The organism is Pseudomonas sp., from assembly GCF_050739935.1.
Lineage (GTDB): Bacteria > Pseudomonadota > Gammaproteobacteria > Pseudomonadales > Pseudomonadaceae > Aquipseudomonas.
This window is the reverse complement of record NZ_JBOICF010000071.1, coordinates 61,170-67,820: the sequence shown is the minus strand read 5'-3', so window position 1 is coordinate 67,820 and position 6,651 is coordinate 61,170. Positions and strand designations below refer to the sequence as shown.

Annotated in this window: 6 protein-coding genes; all 6 read left to right on the top strand. The window is 55.6% G+C overall.

What is annotated here, in order from left to right; genetic code table 11:
* Window positions 1-471: S1 RNA-binding domain-containing protein (locus tag ACRER8_RS14660; RefSeq protein ID WP_431746961.1), on the top strand; the 471-nt coding region annotated here is incomplete at its 5' end.
* Between the two features lie 259 nt (window positions 472-730).
* Window positions 731-1,030, top strand: coding sequence for an integration host factor subunit beta (gene ihfB, locus ACRER8_RS14655; protein WP_037011901.1), 300 nt, complete (start codon window positions 731-733; stop codon window positions 1,028-1,030).
* A gap of 18 nt (window positions 1,031-1,048) precedes the next feature.
* Window positions 1,049-1,288, top strand: a complete 240-nt coding sequence (locus ACRER8_RS14650; protein ID WP_431746960.1) for a lipopolysaccharide assembly protein LapA domain-containing protein — start codon at window positions 1,049-1,051, stop codon at window positions 1,286-1,288.
* A 573-nt stretch (window positions 1,289-1,861) separates the two neighbouring features.
* Window positions 1,862-3,235: a phosphomannomutase gene (locus ACRER8_RS14645; protein ID WP_431746959.1), complete on the top strand. Its 1,374-nt coding sequence runs from the start codon at window positions 1,862-1,864 to the stop codon at window positions 3,233-3,235.
* Between the two features lie 116 nt (window positions 3,236-3,351).
* Window positions 3,352-4,368 carry an MraY family glycosyltransferase gene (locus tag ACRER8_RS14640; RefSeq protein ID WP_431746958.1) on the top strand — a complete coding sequence of 339 codons (1,017 nt, stop codon included), beginning with the start codon at window positions 3,352-3,354 and terminating at the stop codon, window positions 4,366-4,368.
* Between the two features lie 102 nt (window positions 4,369-4,470).
* Entirely contained in the window at window positions 4,471-6,465 is a 1,995-nt protein-coding gene (locus ACRER8_RS14635) for a polysaccharide biosynthesis protein (protein ID WP_431746957.1), read from the top strand.
* Window positions 6,466-6,651 lie beyond the last annotated feature (186 nt).

The following is a 6,651-nucleotide window of genomic DNA, read 5'->3' as shown; positions in this document are numbered from 1 at the left end:
GTACGTCGCTTCAAGAAGGGCGACGAGCTGGACACCGTCATCCTGTCTGTTGATCCAGAGCGTGAGCGCATCTCGCTGGGCATCAAACAGCTGGAAAGCGATCCGTTCTCCGAGTACGTTCAAGCGAACGACAAGGGCGCAATCGTTAAGGGTGTTGTAAAAGAAGTTGACGCCAAAGGCGCCATCATCACCCTGGCCGACGACATCGAAGCCACTCTGAAAGCTTCCGAAATCAGCCGTGACCGCGTTGAAGACGCGCGTAACGTTCTGAAAGAAGGCGAAGAGATCGAAGCCAAGATCATCAGCGTTGACCGTAAGAGCCGCGTGATCAGCTTGTCCATCAAGTCGAAGGACGTTGAAGACGAGAAAGAAGCGATTCAGAGCCTGCGTAGCAAGCCTGAAACCGCTGAGAACACTGGTCCTACCACTCTGGGTGACCTGTTGCGTGCTCAAATGGAAAAACAGAACTGAGTTCTGTCTGACCATTGAAAAAGGGCGACTTCGGTCGCCCTTTTTTGTGCGCGTTGGTTTTTCTCGTTAAACGTATAGGTCCCAGGTGCCGTAATGGCCTCTCGCTCCAGCCCCCGACTGACAAGGGCTGTGCGCAATAATGGCCGGTTGCCTAAAAATAGTATTCACAGAAGTAGAAACATGGGCTGTTCAAATACCTCAGGTCATGCTAAAACCTTCGAAGCGCTTTACCTAGCTGCTTGAAAAAGAAGGGAAAAATATGACGAAGTCGGAGTTGATCGAACGAATTGTCACCCATCAAGGACTGCTCTCTTCCAAAGATGTGGAGCTAGCCATCAAGACCATGCTTGAGCAGATGTCGCAATGCCTTGCCACAGGCGACCGTATTGAAATACGGGGCTTTGGCAGCTTCTCCCTGCATTATCGCGCGCCTCGCGTGGGTCGCAACCCTAAAACCGGACAATCCGTCAGTCTCGACGGCAAATTCGTCCCCCACTTCAAACCCGGCAAAGAACTGCGTGACCGGGTGAATGAAGAGGAAGAGCACGAGCTCCAATAGCCGTTAGAGGAGTACTCGATGCGGAATCTTAAACGTCTGATATTTTTTGTCATCGTGCTGCTGATCGTAGTAGCGACGGTGGTCTTCACGCTCGAAAACCAGCAGCCGGTGGCGTTGGTATTTTTTGGCTGGTCTGCGCCCGAACTCTCGGTAGCGTTTCCGGTGATCCTGGCACTGTTGGTTGGGATGCTGATTGGTCCTTTCCTGGCGTGGGTAGCACGGCTTCGCAGAAAGCCAAAGTCATCGCGTCTGGCCTGAGTGTCGCGGCCTGTGACCGCGCGGGGATTTGCGCCAAGGCCCGCGCAATGGGCCTTCTGCAAGTGCCTCCTGCGGCAGATGGCTTGCATTTCCTGTCAGGAAATGTACGTGTGAATGCTTCTGAAAAAACTCTCGCAAAACCTTCACCGCTGAATCCGCGTCGACACCGGCCGGTCGCCTGGACCATGCTTACCAGCTATCTGACAGCATCTGCGAAAGTCGGCGGCTGCGCGGTGAGCCGCAGGCAAACAACGAGCCCGGCAAGTGCTGGAGCGCCATTTCCGCTCGGCAGCGCCACTCCCGTGAGCTAACTGCGAGCGTCGTTTTCTCGTTCAGCTATCAATAGTTTGCTAAATATCTTTTTGATGACATTTGCTGGCACTATCAAATCTGTCAGGACGACTTTTGGCGTTTCGAAGATAATTACGCCGCAGCGATTAACAAAACCTGATTTTTACTGCCTAACCCACGCCTCAAGCTGTTATGCGCGAGGGTAGCGTGCAGTCGCAAAGGTGGCTGCTTCATACTGAACAGAGGAACCTTCGGGTTTTTTCGTCGCATAGGTTTTTACACATGAATCCCGACTATCCCGTTATTCAGACCCGTTGCTTCAAAGCCTACGATATTCGTGGTCAGGTCCCTAATGATCTGGACTCCGATATCGCCTATCGGATTGGGCGCTCCATGGTGGTGGAACTGGGTGCCAAAAATATCGTGGTCGGCAGAGACATGCGTCTCGAAAGCCCAGCCCTGGCCCAGGCATTGACCCAAGGTATCCTGGACGCCGGCGCGGACGTGATCGACATAGGCTTGTGCGGAACCGAGGAAGTGTATTTTGCCACCAGCCACTACGTCGCCGACGGCGGAGTGATGGTCACGGCCAGTCATAATCCGAAAGGGTATAACGGCATGAAACTGGTCCAGCGCGAATCGCGCCCGATCAGTGGGGACACCGGGCTCGACGCCATTCGCCAGCGTGTGGATGCTGGCGATTTTGGCACTGTCAGCTCGCAGCCGGGTAGCATCAAATCTGCACCGGACAAGTCTGCCTACATCAAACACCTGCTGGGTTATGTCGAGGGTGCGAAACTGCGGCCTTTGAAAATCCTTGCTGATCCAGGTAACGGCGCGGTCGGCCCGGCCCTGGAGGCGATCAAGTCCCAGTTGCCATTCGAGTGGGTCATCATCAACGCCGAACCGGATGGGAACTTCCCCAATGGCGTACCTAACCCTCTGCTTCCCGAAAATCGCAACATCACCCGTGATGCGTTGATCAAACACCAGTGTGACCTTGGTCTCGCATGGGACGGCGACTTCGACCGATGCTTCTTCTTCGATGAAAAAGGTCGCTTCGTCGAAGGTTATTACCTGGTCGGGCTGCTGGCGGAAATGCTGCTCAAGCAACACCCCGGCTCGAAGATCATTCATGACCCGCGCCTGACGTGGAACACCATCGATCAAGTGAATCTGGCAGGCGGTACGCCGGTGCTATGCAAGACCGGCCATGCCTTCATCAAGGAGCGCATGCGCAAGGAAGATGCGGTATATGGTGGCGAAATGAGCGCGCACCATTATTTCCGCGATTTCGCCTACTGCGACAGCGGCATGATCCCATGGCTACTCGTTACGGCGCTGATGTCGGTCTCCGGCAAATCGTTCTCCCAACTGGTCGACGAGCGCATGGCGGCTTACCCTTGCAGCGGTGAAATCAATTACAAGGTCGACGACGTCAAGACGGTTCTGAGCAAAGTGCTGGAGCATTACACGCCGATTTGTTCGAATATCGATAAAACGGATGGCATCAGCCTTGAATTTCCTGAGTGGCGTTTCAATTTGCGTGGTTCGAACACCGAGCCTCTGCTGCGACTGAACGTGGAGAGCCGTCGCGATCCGCAACTGGTCGAGGCAAAGGTCAAGGAAATCGAACAGCTGCTCAAAGCCGGCTGATTCAAACGTTGCCGTGGTCTTCAGTACAGGCACTCGAGACCACGGCTGAACCATTCCTTTGCGTGACATCCGGTAGCTGAAGAACGACAGCCGACCATTTTTATAACGGAACACAAATGAATCATTGGTGGTTGGCGGTTGCGGTAATCGGTTTTTCTTTTGCTTTGACTTACTGGCTTCGACGGTACGCGCTACATAAGAGCCTGCTGGATATTCCCAACGGCAGGAGCTCTCATACAGTCCCGACCCCGCGCGGGGGTGGAGTAGCGATCGTCGTGAGCTATCTCGCCGCACTGACCTTATTGTTCGGTGACGGTGCACTGGCCCTGCCGGTATTTTTGGCCATGGGTGGCGCGGGCCTCGCCATCGCAGCCCTTGGTTTTCTTGACGATCATGGTCATGTCGCGGCGCGCTGGCGTCTTTTGGGCCATTTTCTGTCGGCTGTCTGGGCGTTGTTCTGGTTGGGTGGCCTACCACCGATCACGCTGTTTGGCGGAACACTGGACATTGGCTGGCTGGGACATGCGCTGACGGCGGTCTATCTGGTGTGGCTGCTCAATCTCTACAATTTCATGGATGGCATCGATGGTATTGCCAGCGTAGAGGCAGTCTGCGTTTGTGTGAGCGTTGCTCTGATCTACGTGCTGGACGGTCATTTCGAGCTGATCTGGCAGCCTTTGCTGCTGGCCACCGCCGTTATCGGCTTCCTGGTCTGGAACTTTCCCCCCGCGAAAATTTTCATGGGAGACGCCGGCAGCGGCTTCCTGGGCATCGTTCTCGGGGTTTTGTCGCTGCAAGCGGCGTGGATTTCCTCGCAGTTACTCATGGCATGGCTTATTCTTCTCGGGGTTTTCATCGTAGACGCTACAGTTACCCTCATCCGTCGCCTCGTTCGAGGAGACAAGATCTATGAGGCTCACAGAAGCCATGCATACCAATTTGCCTCGCGCAGATATGGCAAGCACCTTCCTGTGACGTCCGCAGTCGGTGCAATCAACCTGTTCTGGCTTTTGCCGGTCGCTATTGCTGTCACGCAGTTTGGTCTTGATGGTGCGGTCGGCGTTATCGTTGCCTACATTCCGCTGGTGATTCTGGCGTTTGGCTTCAGGGCCGGAGAGCTTGAAAGAAACTGAATGGCCCGGCTGCCGCTGGATGGGGAGTAATTCTTGGATACGGCCGGAATCAAACGTCCGTGTTCAGGTCGATAGGAGATTGAATTCGTGCTAGAGGGATGCATGGAAAAGTTGCGCGCTATGTTGCTGGCGTTGCCGCGTCGGCAAAAGCGAATAATTCAGGTCAGTACAGACGTTTGTCTGGTCTGGTTCGCGCTGTGGATGGCCTTCCTGGTCCGCCTTGGCATCGACGACCTCATCAATCCGATCGAAACCCACACCTGGCTGTTCATCAGCGCCCCCGTCATTGCCATTCCCTTGTTTATCCGGATCGGTATGTATCGCGCGGTGATGCGTTATTTCGGCAACGACGCATTGGTGGCGATCATCAAGGCAGTGAGCCTTTCCGCTCTTATTCTGGGCGTCGTTGTATACCTCTACAGCAATCATCAGCACGTCGTACCGCGTTCGGTAATGTTTAATTACTGGTGGCTGAGCCTGGTGATGATCGGCGGGCTGCGCCTGGCGATGCGCCAATATTTCCTCGGCGACTGGTTTTCCGCCGCACGTCATGTGCCGTTTGCTACCCGGGACGACGGCCTTCCCAAGGTTGCGATTTATGGCGCGGGCGCTGCCGGCAACCAGTTGGTAGCGGCATTGCGAATGGGACGTTCGATGCGACCTGTCGCCTTTATCGACGACGATGATTCGATTTCCAACCGAGTGATTTCCGGTTTGCAGGTCTACAAACCCAAGCACATCCAGCAGATGATCGATGTAACGGGCGCTCAGGAAATTCTTTTGGCGATTCCGTCCTCGGCCAGAGCCCGTCGCCGGGAAATCCTCGGGTTTCTGGAGGGCTTTCCGCTTCACGTGCGCAGCGTGCCGAATTTTTCCGATCTGGCTGCAGGGCGGGTAAAAGTAGACGATCTGCAGGAAGTGGACATCGCCGACCTGTTGGGCCGCGACGCGGTCCCGGCGCAGGAAGAGTTGATGGAGCACTGTATCAAGAACCAATGTGTGCTGGTGACTGGCGCCGGCGGTTCGATCGGCTCGGAGCTGTGTCGACAGATCGTCCTGCTCAAGCCCACCACGTTGTTGTTGCTGGACCATAGCGAGTTCAACCTTTACACCATCCTTTCCGAGCTGGAGCAACGGATCGCCCGGGAATCGCTGCAGGTCAAGGTGCTGCCGATTCTGGGTTCCGTGCGCAACCACTCCAAACTGCTGGACGTCATGAAAACCTGGCAGGTCGCCACGGTTTATCACGCCGCCGCCTACAAACATGTGCCGATGGTTGAGCACAACATCGCCGAAGGCGTGATCAACAACGTGGTCGGTACATTGAATGCGGCCCAGGCGGCGTTACAGGCGGGCGTCGCCAACTTCGTGCTGATTTCCACCGACAAGGCGGTCCGGCCGACCAATATCATGGGCAGCACCAAGCGTCTGGCCGAGCTGATTCTTCAGGCGCTCAGCCGGGAGACGGCGCCGGTGATGTTCGGTGATCGCGCCAATGTGCATCAGGTCAACAAGACTCGATTCATCATGGTCCGGTTTGGTAACGTGCTCGGCTCTTCAGGCTCGGTGATACCGCTGTTCCATCAGCAGATCAAATCCGGCGGGCCGCTGACGGTGACGCACCCCAAGATCACTCGCTACTTCATGACTATCCCGGAAGCTGCGCAGCTGGTCATCCAGGCAGGCTCCATGGGGCAGGGCGGCGATGTATTCGTGCTCGACATGGGTGAGCCGGTCAGAATCATCGAACTGGCCGAGAAGATGGTTCATCTCTCAGGTTTGAGCATTCGCTCGGAGAAGAATCCGCACGGCGACATTTCCATTGAGTTCACGGGGCTGCGGCCCGGCGAAAAGCTCTTTGAAGAGTTGCTGATCGGCGACAACGTAGCGGTGACCAGCCATCCGATGATCATGAGCGCCCAGGAAGATCACCTGTCGTGGGACATCTTCAAGCAAAGCCTGTCGCTGCTGCTCAAGGCGCTGGATGATGATGACTATGCCAAGGTTCGCCAGATATTGAGCGATACGGTCAGCGGTTACGCCCCGGAAGGTGAGATCGTGGACTGGATACATCAGCAACGACGCCACGAACCCTGAGTCTGAAACCTGCGCTTACGTAGTGGAGTAGCACAGCAACCCCGCGCAAGGCCCCGTATTTCGTAGCCTGGCGCGTGTTACACATCCCGTCACCTATCCCCGCGTTGACCCCCGGTGATCATCGTCTAGGTTTGGGAAGCAGCTCAGGAATGCTGCTTCCCAACTCACGATGTCATGGAGCGTTAA